This is a genomic window from Nocardia sp. CWNU-33 (assembly GCF_046764895.1).
GTDB lineage: Bacteria > Actinomycetota > Actinomycetes > Mycobacteriales > Mycobacteriaceae > Nocardia.
Window position 1 is genome coordinate 1 of record NZ_JBKOQN010000088.1, and the last position, 3,116, is coordinate 3,116.

2 protein-coding genes are annotated in these 3,116 nt (G+C 63.5%); both read left to right on the plus strand.

Annotation, left to right across the window (positions count from 1 at the left end):
• Nucleotides 1–540: 540 nt before the first annotated feature.
• Nucleotides 541–768, plus strand: a complete 228-nt coding sequence (locus tag ACLMAL_RS39395; protein WP_412003731.1) for an IPT/TIG domain-containing protein — start codon at nucleotides 541–543, stop codon at nucleotides 766–768.
• Between the two features lie 171 nt (nucleotides 769–939).
• Nucleotides 940–2,124, plus strand: a complete 1,185-nt coding sequence (locus ACLMAL_RS39400) for a hypothetical protein (protein ID WP_412003732.1) — start codon at nucleotides 940–942, stop codon at nucleotides 2,122–2,124.
• Nucleotides 2,125–3,116: the final 992 nt, after the last annotated feature.

A 3,116-nucleotide genomic window follows, 5' to 3' on the forward strand; every position in this document is an offset into this window, starting at 1 on the left:
GACATCCAGCGCGGCCGACTCGACCCCAACGATCGACACTTCGGACAAGTCACTTCCCGAACCCGCCACCAGCGAGACTACGCCCCAAACAACCGCCCTCTTGACATAGAGGGGTGCCAGAAGCGGATGTCCGGAGCCGTGTTGCGTCTCATTCAGCAGTCGCCCGCCCAGCGGCATAGCGGACGTCGTCCGGTTGCTGTTGCGTTCCGGCCTGTGAAGCGGGAGTCCAGGTTCGGGCCACGCCGGGTGGCGAGACGGAGGGTGTTGAGAATCGATTCTCAACACCAGACGCGGGGGTGACCGCTCAAACTACCCAGCATGCGGGAGAAAGCGCTGCCGGAGGGGCGATTACGACTGCCGTGAAGACGGAACATCGACGAGGGCCAGAATCAGACGACGCGGGCAGGAAGGCCGGGCGCGCCGTACTCGAATGCAGGTCACCGTGTGTTTTGAGCCAATCGCACGCCGTGGCCTCCGCAGGGCTGTCACGCTTGGGTTGCTGCCGCACCGAAGCGGCCCGACACGAGGGAGGGCAGGTCGATGGCTGAAATCACCAATCTGAGCACTGGCATGGCCCTGGTCGATGGCGGTACCGAGGTCATCGTGACCGGGTCAGGTTTCCGAGGAGCCAGCCGGGTGTACTTCGAGAGTCAGAACTCGAAGCAATTCGACGTGCAGAGTTTCACGGTGGACAGTGATAGCCGCATCACCCTGACCAGTCCTGCGACACCGGGCGCGCGCGGCACGTTCCACATCATCGTCGCTTGACTGAATACCGTTGGGCAGCAACATAATTCAGTACTCTGTAGGCGACCAACCCGGCCGACGGTCGGGGTTCCCGGACGAGGGGAGCTGAGTTCTATGTCGCTGGTGAATCGTGCTGGAGCCGGGGTTGGCGCGCCGGGTTCTGTTGTAGCAGTCGGCTCGCGAGGGTTGGAGATGGTGGCCGCCGCCGAAGGCTTGAAGATCGTGTCCGTGGCCGCGGGTGGTCTGCACTGTCTCGCGGTGACAGTGGATGGCACGTTGCTGGCCACCGGCGGCGACCCTCTCGGCGAGGTGTCGGGGATTCTCCGTGCGGCCGAAGGCAAGAAGATCACCGCTGTAGCCGCAGGCGACAATTTCAGTGTCGCTCTGACCGACGACGGCCAGGTACTCGTGTCCGACGAGAATCGTTGGCAAGTGGCGGGGTTGCTGGAGGCCGTCGAAGGTAAAACGGTCACCGTCATCGGTGCCGGCGGCAGTGGCACAACGCTGGTGATCACCAAGGACGGCACCCTCCTGGGCTCTGGAAACGACTCCGAAGGTCAACTGTCGGGGCTGCTGGCCGCTGCCGAAGGCAAGAAGATCGCGGCCGTGGCCTTTGGTTTGGGGCACACCCTGGCTCTCACCGATGACGGCACAGTGCTGGCTGCCGGGCGTGACGGGCACAAGCAGGTGTCCGGGATCCTGGCCGCATGTCAGGGCAAAATGATCACGGCCATTGCCGCCACCGGACAAGGCAGCTTGGCCGTGACCGACGACGGCACGCTCCTGGCTGTGGGCGGCGGGACCGATTACGAGGATATTCCGGGGATCCTGGCGGCCACTGCAGGCAAGACGGTCTCATGGGTGGCCGGGCGCGCCGCCACCTGTTTCGCGGTCCTCGAGGACGGCGTTCTCGTCGCCTCCGGTAACGACACCAACGGGCTGAAGTCGGCGATCCTGGCCGCGACTGCAGGCAAAACGGTCACGGCTGTGTGCGGGGCTGGTGGCCACACTCTGGCGGTGGTGCAGGAGAAGTCGGAGGACTGCGGTCCGCTCGAACCCCGGCAGATCTGCGCCTCGTTCGTCAAATCTCTTGAGCCGCAGGACATCTACTCCCTGTCGGTCAAGGTCGGTGCCGATCAGCAACTGTTGATCTCCGGCCAGTCGTGCAAGCCGGTCGATATCCAGGACACCGAGGCCACCCACATCATCGTGCGCCGAGTCGATCCGGCGCAGGATCTCGCCACTGGATCGGTGTACTTCACCTACGACCAAGGCACCGGCATCGTCGATATCGACAAGGACAAGAGCCAGCTGCCCGACGGCCTTATCTACCAGATCTCTGCCGGTAACCGGTACATCTTCACGTGGAACGCCTGATCGGCAGTCGTTGTCGCCACCTGATCGATGTGTGGGGTCGTGATCTAGGCGATGCGCCGACATCAAACCAAGGACGATCAGGCCCCGCGTATCTGGCTACGGATCAGATGCGCGGTAGTCGGCAAGAGTGGATGTTCGATCCCAGCCGCCTAAGCCAGTCGTGGTTGGGCCAGTTCGATTCCGGGACCGGCTGTAGCGTCACGTCGTGCGGTGTCCGCGCTATGAACCTTACCGGCTGTGGGGCAACAGCTTTCAGTATATTTCGTCAACCGGATGGCTCCGGTCGAGGGACAATGGACACGGCACGGCCGACCCCGTCGGGCGGGCCGCTGGACCCGATCCCGGGACAGCCATAGCGCACCGGGGTCACGGCGCATCAACTCGCGCCAACGACCCAGGACAAGCAGAGAGTGGTGGGCGACTATGACCAGCGAACCTGACGCACCCAAAGAGACCCCCGACCAGGGCACGCCCCGGAATCTCGAAGTGAACCCCGACACAGCGCAAATCATCGAACTCGACCCGGAGGATGGGCCGTCTGCTCCCCCCGGGCAAGCCCCACCCGCATCTTGGTCGTACGACCGATAATGACGCCGTAGCTTCCACGCCCAGGTGGGTGTGAATGCTGTTGCCGCTCTGTAGCTTCTGCTCCGCGATCCGGTCGTGGTCGCGGAGCAGAACCTTATTCGAGGGCTAGCTCGGTTTGAGCGAGCCAGGATAAACAGGGGCTGCTCACCGGCGAGTCAGGAGCCGAAGAGATGTACGCACATCGGCATGATGGTGCGTTCGCTGGCAGGTGCCGTGGCCGGTTCGAACCGCGCGGGTCGCGGCAGAATAGTGCGTACGCGCAGGCCCGCCCCGATTACACGGTCGCGCAGATCACCGGCCTACCGTGGCGCACGTTCCACGACGTCGCCCGTAAGAACACTGCGATGTGGAAGGATGCCTCGAAATGATCGATCATGTCTACATCTCGGTCACGGACATCGAGA